This window comes from Variovorax paradoxus (genome assembly GCF_029919115.1).
Taxonomy (GTDB): domain Bacteria; phylum Pseudomonadota; class Gammaproteobacteria; order Burkholderiales; family Burkholderiaceae_C; genus Variovorax; species Variovorax paradoxus_O.
Window position 1 is genome coordinate 699,041 of sequence record NZ_CP123990.1, and the last position, 20,141, is coordinate 719,181.

22 protein-coding genes are annotated in these 20,141 nt (G+C 65.1%); 11 read left to right on the forward strand and 11 right to left on the reverse strand.

Going from position 1 to position 20,141, the window contains the following annotated elements; all coding sequences use genetic code 11:
- Nucleotides 1–2 precede the first annotated feature (2 nt).
- The 5 genes from paaB to QHG62_RS03310 are packed head-to-tail and all read right to left on the reverse strand — an operon-like array spanning nt 3 to nt 3,933.
- The gene (paaB, locus tag QHG62_RS03290) at nt 3–299 is read right to left on the reverse strand and encodes a 1,2-phenylacetyl-CoA epoxidase subunit PaaB (RefSeq protein WP_281149407.1); all 297 of its coding nucleotides are present in this window, start codon (nt 297–299) and stop codon (nt 3–5) included.
- Nucleotides 296–1,309, reverse strand: coding sequence for a 1,2-phenylacetyl-CoA epoxidase subunit PaaA (gene paaA, locus QHG62_RS03295; RefSeq protein ID WP_281149408.1), 1,014 nt, complete (start codon nt 1,307–1,309; stop codon nt 296–298). Before paaA ends, paaB begins: the two co-directional genes overlap by 4 nt.
- 43 nt (nt 1,310–1,352) lie before the next feature.
- A complete protein-coding gene (gene paaK, locus QHG62_RS03300; RefSeq protein ID WP_281149409.1) occupies nt 1,353–2,669 on the reverse strand; it encodes a phenylacetate--CoA ligase PaaK in 1,317 nt (438 codons plus the stop codon).
- Nucleotides 2,670–2,684: 15 nt separating this feature from the next.
- Nucleotides 2,685–3,128, reverse strand: coding sequence for a hydroxyphenylacetyl-CoA thioesterase PaaI (paaI, locus tag QHG62_RS03305; RefSeq protein ID WP_281149411.1), 444 nt, complete (start codon nt 3,126–3,128; stop codon nt 2,685–2,687).
- A gap of 1 nt (nt 3,129) precedes the next feature.
- Nucleotides 3,130–3,933: an enoyl-CoA hydratase-related protein gene (locus QHG62_RS03310; RefSeq protein ID WP_281149412.1), complete on the reverse strand. Its 804-nt coding sequence runs from the start codon at nt 3,931–3,933 to the stop codon at nt 3,130–3,132.
- A 149-nt stretch (nt 3,934–4,082) separates the two neighbouring features.
- Between QHG62_RS03310 and QHG62_RS03315 the strand changes: the two genes are divergently transcribed.
- Together QHG62_RS03315 and QHG62_RS03320 are read left to right on the forward strand one after the other, a co-directional pair.
- On the forward strand, nt 4,083–4,685 hold the full coding sequence (locus tag QHG62_RS03315; protein ID WP_281149413.1) for a phenylacetic acid degradation protein PaaY: 603 nt from the start codon (nt 4,083–4,085) through the stop codon (nt 4,683–4,685).
- A 64-nt stretch (nt 4,686–4,749) separates the two neighbouring features.
- A complete protein-coding gene (locus tag QHG62_RS03320) occupies nt 4,750–5,391 on the forward strand; it encodes a TetR/AcrR family transcriptional regulator (RefSeq protein WP_281149414.1) in 642 nt (213 codons plus the stop codon).
- Here QHG62_RS03320 and QHG62_RS03325 read toward each other — a convergent pair.
- On the reverse strand, nt 5,373–6,176 hold the full coding sequence (locus QHG62_RS03325; protein ID WP_281149415.1) for an SDR family NAD(P)-dependent oxidoreductase: 804 nt from the start codon (nt 6,174–6,176) through the stop codon (nt 5,373–5,375). The two genes, QHG62_RS03320 and QHG62_RS03325, sit on opposite strands and share 19 nt — an antisense overlap.
- A gap of 141 nt (nt 6,177–6,317) precedes the next feature.
- Between QHG62_RS03325 and QHG62_RS03330 the strand changes: the two genes are divergently transcribed.
- Entirely contained in the window at nt 6,318–6,914 is a 597-nt protein-coding gene (locus tag QHG62_RS03330; RefSeq protein ID WP_281149416.1) for a TetR/AcrR family transcriptional regulator, read from the forward strand.
- On the opposite strand, the gene QHG62_RS03335 is transcribed toward QHG62_RS03330, so the two are convergent.
- Genes QHG62_RS03335 through QHG62_RS03350 form a run of 4 tightly spaced genes read right to left on the reverse strand, consistent with a single transcriptional unit; the run spans nt 6,898 to nt 10,977 of the window.
- Nucleotides 6,898–7,935, reverse strand: a complete 1,038-nt coding sequence (locus QHG62_RS03335) for a VWA domain-containing protein (protein ID WP_281149417.1) — start codon at nt 7,933–7,935, stop codon at nt 6,898–6,900. The genes QHG62_RS03330 and QHG62_RS03335 overlap by 17 nt on opposite strands.
- Nucleotides 7,932–8,921 carry a DUF58 domain-containing protein gene (locus tag QHG62_RS03340; RefSeq protein ID WP_281149418.1) on the reverse strand — a complete coding sequence of 330 codons (990 nt, stop codon included), beginning with the start codon at nt 8,919–8,921 and terminating at the stop codon, nt 7,932–7,934. Before QHG62_RS03340 ends, QHG62_RS03335 begins: the two co-directional genes overlap by 4 nt.
- A complete protein-coding gene (locus tag QHG62_RS03345) occupies nt 8,902–9,915 on the reverse strand; it encodes an AAA family ATPase (protein WP_281149419.1) in 1,014 nt (337 codons plus the stop codon). The genes QHG62_RS03340 and QHG62_RS03345 overlap by 20 nt, the downstream gene beginning before the upstream one ends.
- A 57-nt stretch (nt 9,916–9,972) precedes the next feature.
- Nucleotides 9,973–10,977 carry a S1C family serine protease gene (locus QHG62_RS03350; protein WP_281149420.1) on the reverse strand — a complete coding sequence of 335 codons (1,005 nt, stop codon included), beginning with the start codon at nt 10,975–10,977 and terminating at the stop codon, nt 9,973–9,975.
- An 88-nt stretch (nt 10,978–11,065) separates the two neighbouring features.
- Here QHG62_RS03350 and QHG62_RS03355 point away from each other — a divergent pair, with 88 nt between their 5' ends.
- From QHG62_RS03355 to QHG62_RS03385, 7 genes are all read left to right on the forward strand, one after another.
- Complete coding sequence (locus tag QHG62_RS03355; RefSeq protein WP_281149421.1) at nt 11,066–11,926, forward strand: TatD family hydrolase; 861 nt, start codon at nt 11,066–11,068, stop codon at nt 11,924–11,926.
- Nucleotides 11,927–12,057: 131 nt separating this feature from the next.
- Entirely contained in the window at nt 12,058–12,465 is a 408-nt protein-coding gene (locus QHG62_RS03360) for a hypothetical protein (protein ID WP_281149422.1), read from the forward strand.
- A 79-nt stretch (nt 12,466–12,544) separates the two neighbouring features.
- Nucleotides 12,545–13,072 carry a DNA-deoxyinosine glycosylase gene (locus QHG62_RS03365; RefSeq protein WP_281149423.1) on the forward strand — a complete coding sequence of 176 codons (528 nt, stop codon included), beginning with the start codon at nt 12,545–12,547 and terminating at the stop codon, nt 13,070–13,072.
- The gene (locus QHG62_RS03370) at nt 13,072–13,854 is read left to right on the forward strand and encodes a spermidine synthase (protein ID WP_281149424.1); all 783 of its coding nucleotides are present in this window, start codon (nt 13,072–13,074) and stop codon (nt 13,852–13,854) included. The genes QHG62_RS03365 and QHG62_RS03370 overlap by 1 nt, the downstream gene beginning before the upstream one ends.
- Nucleotides 13,851–15,647, forward strand: coding sequence for a GspE/PulE family protein (locus QHG62_RS03375; protein WP_281149425.1), 1,797 nt, complete (start codon nt 13,851–13,853; stop codon nt 15,645–15,647). The genes QHG62_RS03370 and QHG62_RS03375 overlap by 4 nt, the downstream gene beginning before the upstream one ends.
- Nucleotides 15,648–15,767: 120 nt before the next feature.
- Nucleotides 15,768–16,256, forward strand: coding sequence for a tripartite tricarboxylate transporter TctB family protein (locus QHG62_RS03380; protein WP_281149426.1), 489 nt, complete (start codon nt 15,768–15,770; stop codon nt 16,254–16,256).
- A gap of 16 nt (nt 16,257–16,272) precedes the next feature.
- A complete protein-coding gene (locus QHG62_RS03385) occupies nt 16,273–17,784 on the forward strand; it encodes a tripartite tricarboxylate transporter permease (protein WP_281149427.1) in 1,512 nt (503 codons plus the stop codon).
- 351 nt (nt 17,785–18,135) lie between these two features.
- Here QHG62_RS03385 and QHG62_RS03390 read toward each other — a convergent pair whose 3' ends face one another.
- Nucleotides 18,136–19,062 carry a LysR family transcriptional regulator gene (locus QHG62_RS03390; protein WP_281149428.1) on the reverse strand — a complete coding sequence of 309 codons (927 nt, stop codon included), beginning with the start codon at nt 19,060–19,062 and terminating at the stop codon, nt 18,136–18,138.
- A gap of 97 nt (nt 19,063–19,159) precedes the next feature.
- Between QHG62_RS03390 and QHG62_RS03395 the strand changes: the two genes are divergently transcribed.
- Nucleotides 19,160–20,137 (forward strand): Bug family tripartite tricarboxylate transporter substrate binding protein, encoded by a 978-nt coding sequence (locus QHG62_RS03395; protein ID WP_281149429.1) that lies wholly within the window; start codon nt 19,160–19,162, stop codon nt 20,135–20,137.
- Nucleotides 20,138–20,141 lie beyond the last annotated feature (4 nt).

Here is a 20,141-nt window from a genome sequence, read left to right on the forward strand (position 1 = left end):
GCCTACATGTGGTCCACGGACTTGGGCAGCGCATAGAAGGTCGGGTGCCGATACACCTTGTCCTCCGCCGGATCGAAGAACATGTCCTTGTCCCCCGGGTCGCTCGCCACGATCTGGTCCGAGCGCACCACCCAGATGCTGCTGCCTTCCTGCCGGCGCGTGTAAACGTCGCGCGCCAGCTGGATCGCCATCTTCGAATCCGCTGCGTGCAGGCTGCCGCAATGCTTGTGGTCGAGCCCGGCCTTGCTGCGCACGAACACTTCCCACAGGGGCCACTCTTGTTTCTGTTCGGCGCTCATGCGGCCTCCTTCATCGGTTGCTTGTTGGCGTGGGCCATGGCGGCTTCGCGCACCCATGCGCCTTCATCCCAGGCGTCGACGCGGGCCTGCAGGCGCTCCCGGTTGCAGGGCCCGTCGCCGCCCACTACGCGCCAGAACTCGCTCCAGTCGATGGTGCCGAAGTCGTGCGCCTGGCGCTCTTCGTTCCACTTCAGGTCGGGGTCGGGCAGGGTCACGCCGAGGATGCGCGCCTGCTCCACGGTGGCGTCGACGAACTTCTGGCGGAGTTCGTCGTTGCTGAAGCGCTTGATGCCCCAGCGCATCGACTGCGCGGAGTTGGGCGACTGGTCGTCCGGCGGTCCGAACATCATGATCGACGGCCACCACCAGCGGTTGACCGCGTCCTGCACCATCGCCTTCTGCGCATCGGTGCCGCGCGTCATCATGGTCAGCAGGGCTTCGTAGCCCTGGCGCTGGTGAAAGCTCTCCTCGCGGCAGATGCGCACCATGGCGCGCGCATACGGCGCATACGAGCAGCGGCAGATCGGCACCTGGTTCATGATGGCCGCGCCATCGACCAGCCAGCCGATGGTGCCCATGTCGGCCCAGGTGAGCGTGGGGTAGTTGAAGATCGAGCTGTACTTGGCCTTGCCGCTGTGCAGCGCGTCGAACATCTGGTCGCGCGAGGTGCCCAGCGTTTCGGCGGCGGCGTACAGGTAGAGGCCGTGGCCGCCTTCGTCCTGCACCTTGGCCAGCAGGATGGCCTTGCGCTTGAGAGTAGGTGCGCGGCCGATCCAGTTGCCTTCGGGCAGCATGCCGACGATCTCGGAATGGGCATGCTGGCTGATCTGGCGCACCAGCGTCTTGCGGTAGTGCTCGGGCATCCAGTCTTTCGCCTCGATGAATTCACCGGCGTCGATGCGCTCATCGAAGCGTTCTTCGAGCCGCATTTCGTCGGCGGAGCGCACGGCCTTTTTCTTGCCGTCGTCGCCTGCGTCCTTGCCCATGGTGTCCATTGCCTGGGTGTACATGTGCGTGTCCTTTGTCTGCAAAGAGAATGGAAACGGTGCGCGTTCAGCGCGGCCGTGTGTCGATCACGCGGCGGGCCTTGCCGGTCTGCGTGCGTTCGATGGAATCGGGGTCGAACACGCGCACCGTGGTCGAAATGCCGACCAGCGTCTTCACGCGGTCCTGCACCCAGCCGGCGATGGCCTTGCGTTCGGCTTCGTCGACGGCGCCGTTGCGGTGGTCGAGCTCGCAATGCACCTCGACTTCGTCGAGCAGGCCTTCGCGGCGCACGTGCACCTGGTAAAGGCCCGAGAGGCGCTCGTGCGCGAGCACGACTTCTTCCACCTGCGTGGGAAACACGTTCACGCCGCGGATGATCATCATGTCGTCGCTGCGCCCGACGATCTTGCCCATGCGGCGGAACGATCGCGAGGTGGGCGGCAGCAGCCGCGTGAGGTCGCGCGTGCGGTAGCGCACGATGGGCATGGCCTCCTTGCTGAGCGAGGTGAAGACCAGTTCGCCTTCCTCGCCGTCGGCCTTGAGCTCGCCGGTGTCGGGATCGATGATCTCGGGGTAGAAGTGGTCTTCCCAGATGACGGGGCCGTCCTTGCTTTCGACGCATTCGCTGGCCACGCCGGGGCCCATCACTTCGGAAAGGCCGTAGATATCGACTGCGTCCAGGCCGGCCTTGCCCTCGATGTCGCGGCGCATGGCCTCGGTCCAGGGCTCGGCGCCGAAGATGCCGATCTTGAGCGAGCTGTTCTTTGCATCGAGGCCCTGGCGCTCGAACTGCTCGATGATCACCTGCATGTAGCTGGGCGTGACCATGATGATGTCGGGCTTGAAGTCCTGGATCAGCTGCACCTGCTTTTCGGTTTGCCCACCGGACATCGGAATGACGGTGCAGCCCGCACGCTCGGCGCCGTAGTGGGCGCCCAGGCCGCCGGTGAAGAGGCCGTAGCCGTAGGACACATGCACCATGTCGCCCGGCCGCCCGCCCGCGGCACGGATCGAACGCGCAACGAGGTCGGCCCAGGTGTCGATGTCTTTGAGCGTGTAGCCCACCACGGTCGGCTTGCCGGTGGTGCCCGACGAGGCATGGATGCGCGCCACTTGCGCGCGCGGCACGGCGAACATGCCGAAGGGATAGTTGTCGCGCAGGTCGCTCTTTACCGTGAACGGAAATTTCGAGAGGTCGGCAAGGGACTTCAGATCACTCGGGTGCACGCCCTTGGCATCGAAGGCCTTGCGGTAGTGCGGCACGTTGTCGTACGCGCGCTGCAGCGTAGCGCGCAGGCGGCTGAGCTGCAGGGCGGCAATTTCGTCGCGGCTCGCGGTTTCGATGGGCTCGAGTTCGCCGGGGGCGGGGTGTCTGGCGGTCATGGTGCGTGTGTCTCCTCAGGCGGCAACGGCGGTGCGGCCTTTGGCGGTGTATGAGCGGCCGCGAAAGATGGCGACGCGCTCGCCGCGCTGGTTGGTGATTTCGGTGTCGTACACGCCGGTGCGCCCGGCCTTCGAAACTTCGAAGCAGCGCGCGGTGAGCACATCGCCTTCGTGTGCCGGTGCAATGAAGTCGATGGAAAAGCCCGAGGCCACCGTAAGTTCGTTGTACGAGTTGCAGGCGAATGCAAAGGTGGAATCGGCCAGGGTGGCCATGAAGCCGCCGTGGCAGATGGCGTGGCCGTTGAGCATGTCTTGGCGCACCTGCATCTGCAGGGTGGCCTGGCCGGGGGCGACTTCGACGATGCGCATGCCCAGGCCCTTGCTGGCGTTGTCGTTGGCGAACATGCCGTCGCGGACGTGTTCGGCTGTCTGTTGTGGGGTGCGGGTGGTGTCGGTCATTTCAGCGGTCCTTGAACACCGGTGCACGCTTGGCGCGAAAGGCTTCCACGCCTTCGCGGTAGTCGGCGGCGTTGCCCAACTCGCGCTGGATGCGTGCTTCTTCGGCGAGGGCCGTGTCCAGGTTCATGTCCTGCGCGGCGGCCATGGCCTGGCGGGTGGCGACCACGGCGCGGGTCGGCATTGCGGCGAGCTTCGATGCGAGCGATGCCACTGTGTCGGCCAGTGCCGCGTCGTCCACGCACTGCCATATCAGTCCGATGCGCGCCGCTTCTTCGGCTGGGAGCTTGTCGCCCAGCATCGCGATACCAGTTGCCCGAGCCGAGCCTACGAGCCGGGGCAGCAACCAGGTGCCGCCCGTGTCGGGCACAAGGCCGATCTTGGTGAAAGCCTGGATGAAGCTCGCCGAGCGCGCGGCCACGACGAGGTCGCAGCACAGCGCAAGGTTGGCGCCCGCGCCGGCGGCCACGCCGTTGACGGCGGCGACCACGGGCACCGGCATCGAACGCAGGCGGGTGACCAGTGGGGCGTAGTACGTGGAGATGACGTGGCCCAGGTCCTTGGGGCTGGCGCCGGGAGTGAGGTCGGGCGCGACCGAGGGATCGGCCAGGTCTTGGCCGGCGCAGAAGGCGCGGCCGGCGCCCGTGAGTACTACGCAGCGCACGCTGTCGTCCTTGGCTGCGAGCTCCAGTGCGGCCATCAGTTCGGCATGCATCTCCGTCGTGAAGCTGTTGAGCGCGGCGGGGCGGTTGAGGCTCAGCGTGCGAACGGCGGCGGCATTGCTGGTGAGAACTAAAGGTTCTGGCATGGGCTTGTCTCTCATCCTTCTTTTGGCGAAATCGGCACGCAAACACTATTGACCGACCGGACGGTAGATTTTAGGATCGAGCTCGGTTCCGGCACAAGCGGGTTGATTCAGGGCAAACCCTGAGGCCCGGAGAAAAGGAGACTGACCGAATGCCCAGCTATTCCATCGACGGCGTGATACCCGTCGTCGACCCCACGGCCTATGTGCATCCCAGTGCCGTATTGATCGGCGATGTCGTCGTGGGCCCCCACTGCTATGTGGGCCCGTGCGCGAGCCTGCGCGGCGACTTCGGGCGCATCGTGCTGGAAGAGGGCTCGAACGTGCAGGACCACTGCTGCATCCACGGTTTTCCGGACCAGGACACGGTGGTCGAGGTCAACGGCCACATCGGCCATGGCGCCATCCTGCACAGCTGCATCGTGCGGCGCGATGCGCTCGTGGGCATGAACGCGGTGGTGATGGACGAGGCGGAAATCGGCGAGCAGGCCATCGTGGCGGCCTGCGCCTTTGTGCCGGCCGGCATGAAGGTGCCTGCGCGCTCGCTGGTGGCCGGCATTCCCGCCAAGGTGAAGAAGATGCTGAGCGAGGAGGAAATTGCCTGGAAGCTCGAGGGCACGCAGACCTACCAGGCGCTGACGGTTCGCAGCCTTGCCAGCCTGCACGAGGTGGCGCCGCTGCGGCAGATGGAGCCCGATCGCCCGCGGCTGCCAGCCACTGACGTGCGTTCGCTCATTGCGACCCGGCGCGGCTAGCCGGCGCGCTTCATGCAAGATCGCGGGTTGCCCGCAACGCCAATCAAGGAAGAAAGAAGACCCGATGCCGCGTGGAAGATCCGCCACTTACGACGACCAGCGCGAGTTCATCCTTGCGCAGGCCGCCCAGCTATTCGCGCGCCGCGGCTATCCCGCCACCTCGATGAACCAGGTGGCCGAAGCCTGCAACCTTTCCAAGGCAACGCTCTATCACTACTACAAGGACAAGAGCAGCCTGCTGATCAGCATCGCCGAGACGCACGTCTCGAAGCTCGCGGCGCTGGTGGCTGAGGAAGAAGCGTCGACGCACACCGATGAAGAGCGGCTGCGCCGCTTCATCTACCGCATCGTGGAGGAATACGCCGGCGCGCAGGACGCGCACCGCGTGCTGACCGATGACGTGCGCTTTCTCGAAGAGGAAGACCGCGAGCGCGTGCTCGACAAGGAGCGCGAGGTGGTCGCGGGCTTTGCGCGCGCCGTTTCGGCACTCCGGCCCGGCGCGCCGAGCGACGACTTGGCCAAGCCGCTGACCATGCTGCTGTTCGGCATGATCAACTGGATGTTCACCTGGATGAAGCCCGATGGAAAGCTCGACCACGCGGCGATTGCGCCGATCGTGGCCGATCTCTTTCTTGGGGGTATTGGCGCGGTGAAGTCGCCGGACCAGGCGGCTGCCGCCGAGGCCGATCAGACCGTTGCCAAGTAGCGCGCGGCCGGCTTGCTGGTCTGCGAGGCGCCGAACAGCTTGGTGCTTGCATCGGTGAAGCCGGTGAGCAGGGCGGCGTCGTTCACCGACGGCAGCGTGATCGCCTCGCCCAGGTCGAGGCCGGCCAGCGCGGCGTCCACGCATTCTTCGGCCTGCATGACGGTGCCTTCGGCCAGCGCCGACACCGGCACGCCCGAAAGCTCCCAGATATCGGTGGCCGTGGCCGCCGGCAGCACCAGCTGCACCTTCACGCCGGTGCCTGCCACTTCTTCCTGCAGCCCGCGCGTGAAGGCGACCACAAAGGCCTTGGTGCCGCTGTAGATGCTGCTGATCGGCAGCGTGTAGAAGCCGAGCACCGAGCCGATGTTCACCAGCGTGCCGCGGTTGCGCGACTTGAACGCGGTCAACGCGGCATGGCTCAGGTGAGCGAGGGCGTTGATGTTCACGTCGAGCATGCTCTGGAGTTGCGCGCTCGTGGTCAGCGCGACGGGCGCGAGCGTCGAAAGGCCGGCGTTGTTGATCAGCAGCGTGATCGACGGGTCGGCGGCCACGGCCTTGGCCACGCGCTCGAGGTCATCGGCGGCGGCCAGGTCGGCTGCGAGCGTTTGCACCTTGACGCCGTACTTGGCGCGCAGGGCGGTGGCAACTTCTTCCAGCAGGTCGGCGCGGCGCGCCACCAGCAGCAGGTCGTGGCCGCGGCGGGCCAGGCGGTCTGCGTAGATCTTGCCGAGGCCGGCCGAGGCGCCGGTGACGACCGCGGTGCCGAGGGTTGCTTGTTCGCTCATTTGGAATCCGTTCAAAGGTAGGTTGTAGGTCTGGGTCACTGCAAGCATGATGACCATCATGTTTGAGGTGTCGAAGCATGATGGGTATCATGCTTAACGTCAAGCCATGCCTTGAAGTACCCCGGAACAGAAAGAGGTCACATGCGATACCCCGCAGCAGAAACCGCCGAAAAGCACCAGAAGATCCTTGCCGAGGCCTCGCGCCTCTTCAAGGAACGCGGCTTCGACGGCGTGAGCGTGAGCGAGATCATGAAAGCCACGGGGCTCACGCACGGGCCGTTCTACAACCACTTCGAATCGAAGGAGGCACTGATGGCGGAGTGCATTGCCCACTCGGGAGATGCCGCGCTCGCCTACCTCGACGAAACCGGCGAGACGCCCGAAGGCATGCGCGCCTATGTGCGCAGCTACCTGAGCCGCGAGCACCGCGACAGCCGCGCCGGCGGCTGCCTCGTGGCGGCCTTTGCCGCGCATGCGGGCCAGCCGGGCAGCGAGAAAGCCATCGGCGCGCCGCTGACGGCCTACTTCAAGGTGCTGATCGACCGGTTCACCAGCAAATTTCCGTGGCGGTCGAAGAAGAACGCCCGCGGCGACGCGATCCGCATCCTGGCATCGATGTACGGCGGCGTGGTGCTGGCCCGCGCCATGGACGACGAGGCCTTGTCCGAAGAAATTTTGCGAGAAGTGCTCGCCGGGCTGCCGGCCGCCCCCAAGGCCGGAGCTAAAGAATCCGGTTGAACCAGAGCAGCGAGAGCCCCGCCGACAGCAGCGTGAGAATGGCCGCGCCCAACGCGAAGAGGGCCGAGATCTCGGTTTCCTTCTTCTCGACCGTGAGCTTGGAGCTCAGCGTTTCATACACCTTCTTCAGGTCGGCGGCGGTGCCCGCGTAGAAGTACTCGGCATTGGTCTTGTTGGCCACGGCCTTGAGCGTTTCCTCGTCGAGCCGAACGCGCATCGACCAGCCTTCGAAACCGATGGTTTCGCCATCGACCGTACCCACGCCCACCGTGTAGATGCGCACCCCGCGGTCGGCCGCCGCCTTGGCCGCGTCGAGCGGATCGACGCCGGTGGTGCGCTGGCCGTCGGTGAGCATGATCACCGCGGCCGAGGTGTAGGAGCCCGGCGCCACCGGCGTGAACTCCTTCGCCTGCTTCTCGGTCTGGTCGATGGGCGTGCCGCGCTGGCGGCTGGGCGCACTGAACTGCGAAACGTCGATGCCCGCGTCGGGGAAGAGCGTGGCAAGCGACACCACGATGGCGTTGCCCGTGGCCGTGGCGCGCTGTAGCTGGAAGCTGTCGATCGCGGTCACCAGATCGTCGTGGTTGGTGGTGGGCAGCTGGGCCACCTGGGCACTGCCGGCAAAGGCGACGATGCCCACCTTCACATGGCGCGGCAGGTCCTTGATGAAGCTCTTGGCAGCTTCCTGCGCGGCAACCAGCCGGTTGGGCAGCACGTCGGCCGCGCGCATGCTTCCGGACACGTCCATCGCGAGGATGATGGTCTGCTGGTTCGATGGCAGCAGCACCACGGCCATCGGCCGCGCGGCGGCCACCAGCATGGCGGCCATGGCCAGGAGGAAGAGAAAGGGCGGAATGTGCCGCCTGATGCTCTGCCCGGCGCCCATGGCCTCGCGCACGATCGAGAGGCTGGCATAGCGCACAGCGAGCTTCTTCTTGCGGCGGATGAGCCAGACGTAGAGCAACACCAGCAGCGGCAAGGCCGCCAGCAACCACAGGAATTGAGGCCAGAGAAATGTCATGCTGCCACCGCCTTCACTCCGCTGGAGCCGATGCGCGTGCGGCGCTTGCGCAGGTCGGCAAAACGTACGATGGCCTCCACCAGGTCGTCGCTGGTCGAAAGCTCGAGTGCATCGACGCCGGCCTTGGCGAGCGAGGCGCGCAGCGTTGCTTCGCGTTCGGCCGCCAGCCGGGCGAAGCGTTTGCGAAAACCGGCATCGTGGGTGTCGACCCATAGCTGCTCGCCGGTCTCGGCATCGCGCAGCGGCACCAGGCCGAGGTCTGGCAGTTCGAGCTCGAGCGGATCGAACAGGCGCACGGCAATCACTTCATGCCGCTGCACCAGTTGACCGAGCGGCCGCTCCCAACCGGGCTCGCTCAAGAAGTCGGACACCACAAAAACGGTGGAGCGGCGCGGCATCAGCGTGGCGGCCGATTTCAGCAGGTCGGCCAGCCGCGTCATGCCCTTTTGCGCGGGCGCTTTTTCGGCCTTGTCGGCCCGGCGTTCCATGGCGTGCAGCAGGTGCAGTACATGCCGGCGGCCGCTGCGAGGGGGAATCACCGCTTCGAGGTCGCTGCCGTAGACCAGCGCCCCGACCCGGTTGCCGTGGCGCGTGAGCAGGCGCGCGAGCACGCCGACAAAGCCGGCCGAGATCTCGCGCTTGGCCTTCAGGCCGGAGCCGAAGTCGACCGAGCGGCTCAGGTCGAGCACGAACCACGCGGACATCTCGCGGTCTTCGGTAAATACGCGCACGTGCGGCGTCTGCAGCCGGGCAGTGACGTTCCAGTCGATGTGGCGCACGTCGTCGTGATGCTGGTATTCGCGCAGGTCGGCCAGGTCGAGTCCGGTGCCGCGCATCAGCGTGCGGTAGTCGCCCTGCAGCAAACCATCGAGGCGGCGGATGACCGTCCATTCGAGCCGGCGCAGCGCGCGTTCCGCTCCGCCGGCCTGTGCATTGAGCCGTTCGTCGTTGGCGGCCTCGGGGGCCTTACGCCACCAGCTTTTCATGTTCGAGCGGTTTTGGGGGAGCGGGAACGGCCTTCATGATCTTCTCGATCAGGCTGTCGGGTGTGAGGCCTTCGGACAGGCCCTCGTAGGAAAGCGTGACGCGGTGGCGCAGCACGTCGGGCACCAGCGCGGTCATGTCTTCGGGCAGGGCGTAGCTGCGGCCGCGCAACAGGGCGAGCGCGCGCGCGCCTTCGGTCAGGCTGATGCTCGCGCGCGGGCTGGCGCCAAAGGTGATGAAGCGGTGCATGTCCTTGAGCCCGTGCTTGTCGGGCGTACGCGTGGCCGATACGAGCTTTACCGCGTACTGGATGAGCGAAGGGTCGACATACACGCGCCGGGCCTCGGCCTGCAGGGCCGCGAGCTGCTCGGTGGTGGCCACCGGATTGACCTCGACCAAGGTGCCGATCACACGCTGGACGATGACGAACTCTTCCTCGTCGGTCGGGTAGTCGACCAGCACCTTCATCATGAAGCGGTCGACCTGCGCCTCGGGCAGCGGATAGGTGCCTTCGGTTTCGATGGGGTTTTGCGTGGCCATGACGAGGAACGGGCGCGGCACCCTGTGCGTTTCGCCGGCAATGGTGACCTGGCGCTCCTGCATGACTTCGAGCAGCGCGCTCTGCACCTTGGCCGGCGCACGGTTGATTTCGTCGGCCAGCAGCAGGTTGGCAAACACCGGGCCGAGCGAGGTGCTGAACTCGCCCGTCTTCTGGTTGTAGATGCGCGTGCCCACCAGGTCGGCCGGCACCAGGTCGGGCGTGAACTGAATGCGCTTGAACTGGCCGCGCACCGTGTCGGCCAGCGTCTTGATGGTGAGGGTTTTTGCAAGACCCGGCACGCCTTCGACCAGCAGGTGGCCGCCCGCGAGCATGGCGACCATCACGCGCTCCAGAAAGCGGTCCTGGCCCACCACCACGCGCTTGACCTCGTAGAGGATCTGCTCCATCAACTCGGCCGTGGCGGCAGACGTGGAAAAGGGGGTCTCGGTGCTCATGCGATGGCCTCTCAATAAACAATCGAAGAATGCATGCTGCGGTTTTTCTAGGTCGCGCTAGAACGGCGGCGAGCCGGCGGCGGAGGCCGCGTTCTCTATGGGCACGGCAAAACCGATGCCTATGAAGGTGCGCTGCTGCGTGGGATTGAGAATGGCGGTGACGATGCCGAGCACCTCGCCGTCCATGTTGATCAGCGGACCGCCCGAATTGCCGGGGTTGGCCGCCGCATCGAACTGGATCAGGTTGCCCAACTCCTGCTTGCCTTCGGGCGAGCGGAACGAGCGCTTCAGGCCCGACACCACGCCCGCCGACACCGAAGGACCGATGCCGAACGGAAAGCCCACCGCGGCCACCTGGTCGCCGGATTGCAGGTCGGCCGTCGAGCGCATGACCGCGGGAATCAGGTCGTCGGGGATCTTCTGAGCCTGCAGCACCGCAAGATCGTTCTCGGGCTGCACGCCGGTAATGGTGGCCACCGCCTCGAGGCCATCTGAGAACGTGACCTTGATGGTCTCGGCGCCGGCCACGACGTGCAGGTTGGTAAGAATGACGCCCTTGTCGACAATGACCACGCCCGTGCCTACGCCGCGCTCGGTTTCGCCCGGCGGCGGGTCGGCTTCAGGCGACTTGCCCTTGGCAAGATTGCGTCCGCGCTTTTGCGTCTTGGCCTCTGGCGTGGCCTTTTCAGGTCCGTAGCCGACCACGCGAACGACTGAAGGCCGCACGATCTCGGCGGCCTTGGCGGCGGGCGAGGGAAGCGTGTTGGTTTGCAGGGTGCGCAGCACCGCGGCATCGATGTCTTTTTGGGTCAGTGCCTTGGCGCCGTGGCGGGGCCACCAGGCGGCGCTGCCGACCGCAACGGCGCTGAGCACCACCAGAAACGCGAAGCTGCGGCGGCCGGGCTGCCAGCGCTGCTTGCCTTGGGGCGGAGAAACAGGTGAATCCGGCGGCGCGCCATTGCGTCCGCCCTCGGGCGATGGCACGGCCTGATCGGCGGCCGCGGAATCGGCCGCTTGAGGCAGCGTGCGGGGCGAACGGCTGTAGAAAGCGGGCCTGCGCATCGAAACACCTCCGGCAAGGGATGACGGGTGAGGGGTTCACAGTAGCACGCTTTCTTCTGCCTTGCATCCCTTCGGGCATCATCTCGCCATGGCTGTATTCATCGACACCCACTGCCATCTGGACGCGCCCGAATTCGGTGCGGAAATGCCGCTCATCCGTGCCCGTGCCGCCGAACGGGGCGTGGCACTGTGCGTCATTCCGGCCGTTGCGGCGTTCAACTTTGCAACCGTGCGCGAGCTGGCGCATGTGCAGCGCGACGCCTATGCGCTGGGAATCCATCCGCTGTGCACCGGCAATGCGCAAGAGTCCGACCTGGAGGCGCTCGACGCCGAACTGTCCACCCGCCTGGGCGATCCGCGGCTGGTTGCGGTCGGCGAGATCGGCCTCGACTACTTCGTGGAAGGGCTGGACAGCGACAAGCAGCAGCACTTTTTTCACACTCAGTTGCAACTCGCCCGCAAGTACGACTTGCCGGTGCTGATTCATGTGCGCCGTTCGGTGGACAAGGTGCTCAAGCATTTGCGCCAGACGGCCGGCGGCCGGCCGTGGGAGGGCATTGCGCATGCATTCAACGGCAGCGAGCAGCAAGCCAAGGCTTGCATCGACATTGGCCTGAAGCTCGGCTTCGGCGGCGCGGTGACTTTCGACCGCGCGTTGCAGCTGCGGCGGCTGGCGGCCACGCTGCCGCTCGAATCGATGGTGATGGAAACCGATGCGCCCGACATCCAGCCGCACTGGATCTACCGCACGCAGGCACAGCGTGCGGCCGGCGAGGCGCAGGGGCGCAACGAGCCGGGAGAACTGCCGCGCATTGCCGAAGTGGTGGCGCAACTGCGCGGCATTGGCGTTGATGAACTCGCCGAGGCGACGACCCGGAATGCGCTCAAAGCCATGCCACGGCTTGAAAGTCTTCTCTCGTTGTCGGAGCAGGAACCGCAGTGCACGTAGGCCGACGCCCCGACTTGCGTTTGCGCAAGCGGGCGCTGCATTTTTGCTGTCATCCTCGGTGTTCGAAGTGGCGTTGTTTGTTCAGTGGCAAGTTCGTCACTCCGACACTTCATCCAAAAAGGAGTCTTTACATGACCACATCTTTCGTTCGCACCGTGCCCGTCCTGCTTGCTCTCGCGCTTGCTTCCATCGGCGTGTCCGCCGTGGCTCAAACCGCGACAACCGCCGCGCCCGCAACGACCACCGCCGAGCCCACCACCACCGAAAAGGTGAAGGAAGCCGGCAGGGACGCAGTCGATGCGACCAAGACCACCACCAAGAAGGCCGTGAACGCCACCGAACGCGGCACCAAGAAGGCATGGGACGCCACCAAGCGCACCACCAAGAAGGCCACCAACGCCACCAAGAACGTGGCCGCCAAGACCGGTGACGCTGTTGAAACCGCGGGCCACAAGACGGCGGACGGCATGCGCAGCACCGGCAAGGCCATCGGCGAAAAGGTGCCCGGCACCGCCGAACACGAAGCCGCCAAGAAATAACCGGCGCTCGCTTTCAGCACAAACCCGCTGCGGCGGGTTTTTTCATGGGCGATCGACAGTGCCAAGATAGAGGCTGTTCATGAAACCAACCAACGTACCCGATACCAAGGGCGCGGTGCTCACAGGCCTTGCGCCCGTCGTGTCTCCTGCCACCGTCGTGCTGATTCTCGGAAGCTTCCCGGGCGTTCGCTCGCTCGAGCAGCAGCAGTACTATGCGCATCCGCAAAATCAGTTCTGGAAAATCTTGCAAGCCGTTTGGCCCCGACGCCCGCTGCCAATGGGCGCAGACAGCTATCCCGAAAAGAAGAAATGGCTGCTTGCGCGCGGGCTGGGCGTTTGGGACGTCTACGCCGCCTGTGAACGCGAAGGCAGCCTTGATTCGGCGATTCGCGCACCCATTGCCAACGACATTGCCGGGCTGCATCTGCCGAAGCTTGCGGCCATTGCCCACAACGGTGGCGAGAGCTTCAAGCATGCACGCCACACGCGCACCCTGGGGGTGCCCGTTTACCAGCTGCCTTCCACCAGCCCCGCCAACGCGTCGTGGAGCTTCGAGCGCAAGCTCGCAGCCTGGCGCGAGGTCTTCGAAGCCCACCAACTCACCTGATGGCCACGAGCAAAACCCCCGTCCTCCCCGAAGTCAATTTTTCCGACTGGGGCGACATCCGCTACCTGCACCTGGGCACCGAATGGGTTCAGGGCTCGATGAAGATCGATGCGCCGTTCGAGATCGAGCTCGAATACGTGCAGCGCATGATGGCCTGGCTGCTGTTTGCAGACCCGAAAAGCGTGGCCAGCCGCCATGCCATGCAGCTGGGCCTCGGCGCGGCCACGCTCACCAAGTTTTCGCGCAAGACCTTGCGCATGCGCACCAGCGCGGTCGAACTGAACCCGCAGGTGGTGTCTGCGTGCCGCGGCTGGTTCAAGCTGCCGGCCGACGACCCGAAGCTGCGCGTGGTCATTGCCGATGCGGCGCTTGAAATCCGCAAGCCCGAGTGGCACGGCACGGTCGACGCATTGCAGGTTGACCTGTACGACCATGAGGCTGCCGCGCCGGTGCTCGACAGCGAAGACTTTTATGCCGATTGCCGTGCGTTGCTTACCGAAGACGGCTGCATGACGGTCAATCTGTTCGGCCGATCGTCGAGCTACGAACGCAGCCTCGAGAAAATTGCCGGCGCGTTCGGCGCCGATGCCGTGTGGGCCTTCAAGCCGACGCGCGAAGGCAACACGGTGGTGCTGGCGCAGCGCACGCCAAGCCGTCCGAAGCGCGAAGCCCTTGCCGAGCGCGCCCAAACGATCCAGACTCGATGGGGCCTGCCCGCACCTAAATGGCTGCGTGTGTTCAAACCGCTGAATCCCACTCTCACCCGACCTTCCGGCCCATGAGCGCTGTTCCCGCTGCTTCCGCATCCAAACCTTCGCATCCTCCCCACGAAGGCCCGCTCGACCTTCGCCGCTTGATCGAATGGCTCGCCGCCGACGGCGTGATCTCGCCGGTGGAAGCCAAGCGCACCATTGCGCGCTGCGCCCAGGCCGAGAGCCGGCAGGCGCCGCTGGTGCGCCTTGCCAACGTGGCCATGACGCGCGAGAGCGACGGCAAGCCGCTCGATCTTGAAATGCTCACGCAGTGGCTCGCCGGCCGTGCGGGGCTCGGCTACCTGCGCATCGATCCGCTCAAGGTCGACGTGGGCAAGGTGGCCGACACCATGAGCGCGGCCTATGCCGAGCGCCACAAGGTGCTGCCTGTGCAAGTGCTCCCCACCGAGGTGGTGGTGGCCACGGCCGAGCCGTTTCTCACCGACTGGATCGCCGAGGTGGAGCGCCAGGCGCGCCGCACGGTGCGCCGCGTGGTGGCCAACCCGACGGACATCCAGCGCTACACGGCCGAGTTCTTCGCGCTTGCCAAGTCGGTGCGCGCGGCGCAGAAGGCGGGGGGCAACACCGGCGGCGCGAGCTTCGAGCAGCTGGTGGAGCTGGGCAAGAGCACCAAGCAGCTCGACGCCAACGACCAGAGCGTGGTCCAGGTGGTCGACTGGCTCTGGCAATACGCCTTCGACCAGCGCGCGAGCGACATCCACCTGGAGCCGCGCCGGGAACAAGGGGTGATCCGCTTCCGCATCGACGGCATCCTGCATCCCGCATACCAGATGCCCATGGGCGTGATGAACGCGATGGTGTCGCGCATCAAGCTGCTGGGCCGCATGGACGTGGTCGAAAAGCGCCGCCCGCTGGACGGCCGCATCAAGACCCGCAACATGCGCGGCGACGAAGTCGAAATGCGGCTGTCCACCTTGCCGACTGCTTTCGGCGAGAAGATGGTGATGCGGATCTTTGACCCCGACACCGCGGTGAAAGATCTCGACGCGCTCGGCTTCTCCCAGCACGACGCGCACCGCTGGGAGCAACTGGTCACGCGCCCCAACGGCATCATTCTGGTGACCGGGCCCACGGGCTCGGGCAAGACCACCACGCTGTACTCCACGCTCAAGCGTGTTGCAACCGAAGAGGTCAACGTGAGCACGGTCGAAGACCCGATCGAAATGATCGAGCCTTCGTTCAACCAGACGCAGGTGCAGCCGCAGCTGGATTTCGGTTTTACCGAAGGCCTTCGCGCGCTGATGCGGCAAGACCCGGACATCATCATGGTCGGTGAAATCCGCGACCTTGCCACGGCCGAGATGGCGGTGCAGGCCGCGCTCACCGGCCACCTGGTGTTCAGCACGCTGCACACCAACGATGCGCCGAGCGCCATCACGCGGCTGATGGAGCTTGGCGTGCCTTCGTACCTCATCAATGCAGTGATGCTCGGCGTTCTGGCCCAGCGGCTGGTGCGCACGCTGTGCCCCAACTGCAAGCAGCCTGACGACACCGTCACGCGCGAGAAGCTCGAGACCATCGTCAAGCCGTGGCAGATCACCGGCTCCGTGCGTGCCTACAAACCCGTGGGCTGCGTCGATTGCCGCATGACGGGCTACATGGGCCGCATGGGGCTTTACGAGCTGCTGAGCATCAGCGAAGACTTCAAGGCCCAGGTCAACAAGGAGCCGAACCTCGCAGGGCTGCGCCGGCAGGCCGTGATCGACGGCATGCGCCCGCTGCGTCTGGCCGGCGCATTGCGCGTGGCCGAGGGCGTGACGACCATCGAAGAGGTGCTGAGCGCCACGCCGCCCCTGGAATGAGCCGTGGTGCTGTGAAGTCTTTCGGGTTATCCCTAGGCCTTTGGTTAGTGGAATCCACATCGGCCTGACCACCAGCTGACTCGACAATCTCGCATCGAAATTTGTTCGAGGAGACTGTTCGTGAAGATCAAGAGTCAGAAAGACTTTTTCTCGGGCCTGATGTTTACGGTCGTGGGCGTGGCGTTCGCATGGGGCGCCACCACCTACAGCGTAGGCAGCGGCGCCCGCATGGGGCCGGGTTACTTCCCGTTGATGCTGGGCGTCCTGATGGCCGTCATCGGCCTGGGGATCATGTTCAGCGGCCTGACCGTTGAAACCACCGACGGCGAGAAGATCGGCAAGTGGGCCTGGAAGCAGGTGGTGTTCATTCTGGGCGCCAACATTGCCTTCGGCATCTTGCTCGGCGGCCTGCCGAGCCTTGGCGTACCGGCCATGGGAATGATCATCGCGATCTACGCGCTCGTGATCATCGCAAGCCTGGCGGGCCACGAGTTCAAGCTGCCTACCGTGCTGATCCTGGCCACCGTGCTGGCCATTGGCAGCTATATCGCGTTCATCTGGGCTCTCAAGCTGCAGATCCAGGTCTGGCCGACCTTCATCACCGGTTGAGAAGAAAGCTGCTCACATGGAATTGTTTGAACACCTCTCGATGGGTTTTGGCGTTGCCTTTACCTTCACGAACCTGCTGTACTGCCTGGCCGGCTGTGTCCTGGGCACGCTGATCGGCGTGCTGCCGGGCATTGGCCCCGTTGCGACCATCGCAATGCTGCTGCCCGCCACGTATGCACTGCCGCCCGTTTCGGCGCTGATCATGCTGGCCGGCATTTACTACGGTGCGCAATACGGCGGCTCGACCACCGCCATCCTGGTGAACCTGCCGGGCGAATCGTCCTCGGTGGTGACCGTGATCGACGGTTACCAGATGGCGCGCAAGGGCCGTGCAGGTCCGGCGCTTGCCGCAGCGGGCCTGGGCTCGTTCTTTGCCGGTTGCGTGGGCACGCTCATCCTGGCTGCCTTTGCACCGCCGCTGACCGAACTGGCCTTCAAGTTCGGCCCGGCTGAATACTTCTCGCTGATGATCCTGGGCCTGATCGGCGCCGTGGTGCTGGCTTCGGGCTCGTTGCTCAAGGCAATCGCCATGATCGTGCTGGGCCTTCTGCTGGGCCTGGTGGGCACCGACGTGAACTCCGGCGTTGCACGCTACAGCTTCGACGTTCCCGAACTGACCGACGGCATCGGCTTCGTGGCCATTGCCATGGGTGTGTTCGGCTACGGCGAAATCATTGCCAACCTTTCGCGCCCCGACGACGAGCGTGAAGTGTTCACGGCCAAGGTCTCGGGCCTGTTCCCGACCAAGGAAGACTTCAAGCGCATGATCCCCGCTGTGCTGCGCGGCACGGCACTGGGCTCGTCGCTCGGCATCCTGCCGGGTGGCGGTGCGTTGCTGTCGGCCTTTGCGGCCTACACGATCGAGAAGAAGACCAAGCTGCACCCGGGCGAAGTGCCCTTCGGCAAGGGCAACATCCGCGGCGTGGCAGCACCCGAGGCGGCCAACAATGCCGGCGCGCAAACTTCCTTCATTCCGCTGCTGACGCTGGGTATTCCGCCCAACGCGGTGATGGCGCTGATGGTGGGCGCAATGACCATCCACAACATCCAGCCGGGCCCGCAGGTGATGACCAGCAACCCGGAGTTGTTCTGGGGCCTGATCGCCTCGATGTGGCTTGGCAATGCGATGCTGATCATCTTGAATCTGCCGCTCATCGGCATGTGGATCAAGCTCTTGACGGTGCCATACAAGTTCCTGTTCCCCGCCATCGTGTTGTTCTGCGCCATTGGCGTGTACTCCACGAACAACAACACGTGGGACATCTGGATGGTCGGTGTCTTCGGCTTCGTGGGCTACACCTTCTTCAAGCTGGGTTGCGAGCCTGCACCGTTGCTGCTGGGCTTCATCCTCGGGCCGATGATGGAAGAAAACCTGCGCCGCTCGCTGCTGCTCTCGCGCGGTGACTGGAGCGTTTTCGTCACCCGTCCGATCTCGCTTGGACTGCTGCTTGCCGCTGCGTTGCTGCTGGTGATCGTGCTGTTGCCGGCGGTGAAGGCGAAGCGCGAAGAGGCTTTCGTCGAAGACTGAGTTCCGTCTTACGGCTTTATTCAAACGGCGCCTTCTGGGCGCCGTTTTTATTTGTGCTTTGTTTGGGGCGTTGCTTCAGGGCGTGTGCACAGGCCACCGGGTACTCCCCTCCGCGAATGTCCCCCGGGGCTGCGCCCCTCCTCCTTTATTTCGCTGCGAAATAAAGGAGGAGGCCGCAGGCCGGGGGACATTCGCGGAGCAAGGTACCCCGTCGGCGGGTGCGCCGCCCTGAACGAACAGCCCGCCAGGAGGCCGCAGGCCGGGGGACATTCGCGGAGAAAGGTACCCCGTCGGCGGGTGCGCCGCCCTGAACGTCGACGCTGATCGCGCCACGACACGAAATAACAAAACCTACGGCTTGCCAGCCCTCGGTGGTTTCATGTACTGCCGAGCCATGGCCAGGAAGGCCAGCGCGGCGGGGCTGAGTGGGTGCTTGGCCAGTCGTACCGCGACCACCGGGTATTCGAGCGTGGGGCGCGTGACTGCCACTGCACGCAGGTTTCCAGGCATCAACACTTCGACATAGCGCGGCAGCAGCGCCACTCCGGCACCTGCCTGGATCAGGCCGAATGCCGTCGACAGCATCGATACGTGATGAACCACGTGCGGGTACACATTTGCCATGCTCGACAGCTGGCGGCTCACCGAGCGCCACACATTCGCGTCCGGGTTGACGTGGATGAAAGGCAGCGCCTCCAGGTGCCTGGCGTCGACCACCACACGCTGCGCCAGCGGATGGTCCTCGCGCACGAAAAGCGCCATGCGCTCCGTAAACAGCGGCTCGGTGGCCAACTCCGAGTGCTTCTGCCCGATGTCCGAGCCGAAGCCCAGGTCGGCCTCCTGCGAGAGGAGGCGCGAAATCATCTGCTCCGCGGTGCTGTCGAGCAGCGTGGTCGCCAGTGTGGGGTGCTTCTGCGAAAAGCGGCCGAGCATCGGCGGCAGCAGGGCACCGGCCGTGAGGTGGCCCACCGCCAGCACCACGCGGCCTTCGCGCAACTGCGACTGCGAACGGCAGGCGTCTACCGACTCATCAATGAGCCGCAGCGCGCGCACCGCGGTTTCGACCATCACCTGGCCGGCGCTCGTCAGCTGGATGCGGCGGCCCCGCACCACCAACGGTTGGCCGAGTTCTTCTTCCATGCGCTTGACCAGGTGGCTGATTGCGGGCTGCGTCAGCTGCAGGGTTTCCGCCGCGAGGGTAAAGCTGCCCGTTTCGGCCACTGCAGCCAACGCCCGCAATTGCTGCAGCGAAACCTCATCCGAGGCGTTCTTTGCCATAAACCCCATTCATAGTTGAATAAAGTGGATTATCTGGCTTGATGCGCGGCGGCTGCATAGCATGCAAGGTTTTCCTATCGAGCCAGAATCCAGCACCATGAAACGAATTCAGTTCCTTCAAGGAGTTGCCGCGGCGCTTTGCCTGGCTGCATCGAGCACCGCCAGCTTCGCGCAGGGCTATCCCACCAAACCGGTGCGGCTCGTTGTGCCGTTTCCTGCGGGCGGCGCCACGGATCTATTTGCCCGCACGCTGGGCCAGAAGATGGGCGACAAGCTCGGCGCCATGCTGGTCATCGACAACAAGCCGGGTGCCGGCGGCGCCATCGGTTCCGACCTGGTGGCGAAGGCGCCGGCCGATGGCTACACCCTGCTGCTGGCCACCACCAGCACGCATTCGATCGGCCCGGCCATCACCAGCAAGCTGCCTTACGACACGGTGCGCGATTTTTCGCCCATCGCGCATGTGGGCGATGCACCCAGCATCATGCTGGTGCCGGTCAATTCGCCCGCGAAAACGGTGCGCGAATGGATCGACCATGCCAAGAAGAACCCGGGCAAGCTCAACTACGCTTCGAGCGGCAACGGCACCATCGTGCAGCTCACGGCAGAGCTCTTCAAGGCGCAGGCCGGCGTGTTCGTCACGCACATTCCCTACAAGGGCACGGCGCTTGCCATTCCCGACCTGATCAGCGGCAAGATCGACGTGCTGTTCGATTCGCTCCCTACCGGCATGCCGCACGTGCGCGACGGACGCTTGCGCGCGCTTGGCGTGACCACGCTGAAGCGCAGCCCGCTCGCGCCGGAGTTGCCGCCCATTGCCGACACGCTGCCGGGCTATGAGTCGAACACCTGGTTCGGCTTCTATGGGCCGAAGGGGCTGCCGGCGGACATCGTGGCGCGCGTCAACAAGGCCGCCAACGAAGCGCTGGCCGATCCCGAGGTGAAGGACAAGCTTTCGCGCCTGGGCATCGAACCTGCCACCGCCGGAACGCCCGAGCAGTTCGCGAAGATGGTGGCCGCCGATGCCGCCAAGTGGAAAAAAATCGTGGTCGACCGCAAGATCACCAACGAGTAACGAG

What these genes read in the sequence shown, in the direction of transcription:
- paaB (WP_281149407.1), bottom strand. Translation starts at nt 299, where the DNA reads ATGAGCGCCGAACAGAAACAAGAGTGGCCCCTGTGGGAAGTGTTCGTG.
- paaA (WP_281149408.1), bottom strand. Translation starts at nt 1,309, where the DNA reads ATGTACACCCAGGCAATGGACACCATGGGCAAGGACGCAGGCGACGAC.
- paaK (WP_281149409.1), bottom strand. Translation starts at nt 2,669, where the DNA reads ATGACCGCCAGACACCCCGCCCCCGGCGAACTCGAGCCCATCGAAACC.
- paaI (WP_281149411.1), bottom strand. Translation starts at nt 3,128, where the DNA reads ATGACCGACACCACCCGCACCCCACAACAGACAGCCGAACACGTCCGC.
- QHG62_RS03310 (WP_281149412.1), bottom strand. Translation starts at nt 3,933, where the DNA reads ATGCCAGAACCTTTAGTTCTCACCAGCAATGCCGCCGCCGTTCGCACG.
- QHG62_RS03315 (WP_281149413.1), top strand. Translation starts at nt 4,083, where the DNA reads ATGCCCAGCTATTCCATCGACGGCGTGATACCCGTCGTCGACCCCACG.
- QHG62_RS03320 (WP_281149414.1), top strand. Translation starts at nt 4,750, where the DNA reads ATGCCGCGTGGAAGATCCGCCACTTACGACGACCAGCGCGAGTTCATC.
- QHG62_RS03325 (WP_281149415.1), bottom strand. Translation starts at nt 6,176, where the DNA reads ATGAGCGAACAAGCAACCCTCGGCACCGCGGTCGTCACCGGCGCCTCG.
- QHG62_RS03330 (WP_281149416.1), top strand. Translation starts at nt 6,318, where the DNA reads ATGCGATACCCCGCAGCAGAAACCGCCGAAAAGCACCAGAAGATCCTT.
- QHG62_RS03335 (WP_281149417.1), bottom strand. Translation starts at nt 7,935, where the DNA reads ATGACATTTCTCTGGCCTCAATTCCTGTGGTTGCTGGCGGCCTTGCCG.
- QHG62_RS03340 (WP_281149418.1), bottom strand. Translation starts at nt 8,921, where the DNA reads ATGAAAAGCTGGTGGCGTAAGGCCCCCGAGGCCGCCAACGACGAACGG.
- QHG62_RS03345 (WP_281149419.1), bottom strand. Translation starts at nt 9,915, where the DNA reads ATGAGCACCGAGACCCCCTTTTCCACGTCTGCCGCCACGGCCGAGTTG.
- QHG62_RS03350 (WP_281149420.1), bottom strand. Translation starts at nt 10,977, where the DNA reads ATGCGCAGGCCCGCTTTCTACAGCCGTTCGCCCCGCACGCTGCCTCAA.
- QHG62_RS03355 (WP_281149421.1), top strand. Translation starts at nt 11,066, where the DNA reads ATGGCTGTATTCATCGACACCCACTGCCATCTGGACGCGCCCGAATTC.
- QHG62_RS03360 (WP_281149422.1), top strand. Translation starts at nt 12,058, where the DNA reads ATGACCACATCTTTCGTTCGCACCGTGCCCGTCCTGCTTGCTCTCGCG.
- QHG62_RS03365 (WP_281149423.1), top strand. Translation starts at nt 12,545, where the DNA reads ATGAAACCAACCAACGTACCCGATACCAAGGGCGCGGTGCTCACAGGC.
- QHG62_RS03370 (WP_281149424.1), top strand. Translation starts at nt 13,072, where the DNA reads ATGGCCACGAGCAAAACCCCCGTCCTCCCCGAAGTCAATTTTTCCGAC.
- QHG62_RS03375 (WP_281149425.1), top strand. Translation starts at nt 13,851, where the DNA reads ATGAGCGCTGTTCCCGCTGCTTCCGCATCCAAACCTTCGCATCCTCCC.
- QHG62_RS03385 (WP_281149427.1), top strand. Translation starts at nt 16,273, where the DNA reads ATGGAATTGTTTGAACACCTCTCGATGGGTTTTGGCGTTGCCTTTACC.
- QHG62_RS03390 (WP_281149428.1), bottom strand. Translation starts at nt 19,062, where the DNA reads ATGGCAAAGAACGCCTCGGATGAGGTTTCGCTGCAGCAATTGCGGGCG.
- QHG62_RS03395 (WP_281149429.1), top strand. Translation starts at nt 19,160, where the DNA reads ATGAAACGAATTCAGTTCCTTCAAGGAGTTGCCGCGGCGCTTTGCCTG.